Below are 740 nucleotides of genomic sequence, written 5' to 3' on the forward strand. Positions count from 1 at the left end.
GTACCGTTAGACACGCCAAGCTCAGCATTATTCTTGATAAACATCACCTTTGCACCCACTTTGAGAATCAGCTCGTCCTGGGTACGTACGGTCTTTTTTAAGGTCTCAACCAGCTTACTGTCACCCGTGGTGGTCGCCTCAAAGCGCATCATCTCACCGTCTAGCAATGCCAACTCTTTGTCATTGATTTTATTAACATTGAGATTGTGTGTATAGAGACGAGTGCGTTTGATATCGACGCTTTGATCGTACGTGTTTTCTAAGGCGGCAATCGCCTCAAAGGTCACTTCCTGACGACGGATTTGGTTCAGAATATCATCCAAATCAAGCCCGCCATTTGCCGCTTCACTGACTTGTCTATGCTGCTCTGATAGATAGCAAATATGGAACTTGGCATCGAGCCATGCCTCAGACATAAAGGCGAATTTTTCACGATTGGTCTCCCCTTTACTACCGATTGGCGGTAACTGAAAAAAGTCTCCTGCGACGACGACTTGGATGCCGCCAAAGGCTTTGTCGTTTTTGCGAATATGCTTGAGCACTTGGCTGACCAAGTTGAGCTGCTTGGCATGTAGCATTGATATCTCATCGATGACCAGTACTGCCGTGTCTTTTAATCTGTCTGCCAAGAACTGTTTGCGTGACAAAGTAGTCAAATCTCGGTCGCTCAGCTCATCTTTGATACCGATGCCTGACCAACTATGAATCGTTGTGCCATTCATATGTGTGGCAGCAATACC

Annotated in this window: 1 protein-coding gene; it reads right to left on the reverse strand. The window is 46.4% G+C overall.

All coding sequences use genetic code 11. The features are described 5' to 3' along the window. Positions 1-740 (reverse strand): DEAD/DEAH box helicase family protein (locus tag ACS8FC_RS17150; RefSeq protein WP_459112974.1); only part of this gene is annotated, 740 nt, incomplete at both ends.

The organism is Psychrobacter sp. 1Y4 (genome assembly GCF_051847555.1).